Annotated in this window: 1 protein-coding gene; it reads right to left on the reverse strand. The window is 69.5% G+C overall.

What is annotated here, in order from left to right:
• The coding region (locus SM757_RS35105) for a TRAP transporter large permease subunit (protein WP_322468885.1) at positions 1 to 406 on the reverse strand (406 nt) is incomplete at both ends.

Here is a 406-nt window from a genome sequence, read left to right on the forward strand (position 1 = left end):
GCGATGGCGATGGACGCACCCATCAGGATGCCGGGGACGATGCCGGCCAGGAACAGCTTGGAAATCGAGACGTTGGCCGAGACGCCGAAGATCACGAAGCCGATGGACGGCGGAATGATGGGCGCGATGATGCCGGCCGAGGCGATGAGGCCGCCGCTCTTGGCCTTGTCATGGCCCGCGCGGACCATCATGGGCAGCAGCAGCGAAGCGAGCGCCGCGGTGTCGGCCACCGCCGAGCCGGACAGCGCCGCCAGCATGCACGCGGCCAGGATCGCCACGAAGCCCAGGCCGCCGCGCTTGTGGCCCACGAGGGTCAGCGCCAGCTTCACGATGCGCGCCGACAGGCCGCCCACGTTCATGATCTCGCCGGCCAGCATGAAGAAGGGCACGGCCAGCAGCGGGAAGG

Source organism: Azohydromonas lata (assembly GCF_034427735.1).
GTDB classification, from domain to species: domain Bacteria; phylum Pseudomonadota; class Gammaproteobacteria; order Burkholderiales; family Burkholderiaceae_C; genus Azohydromonas; species Azohydromonas lata.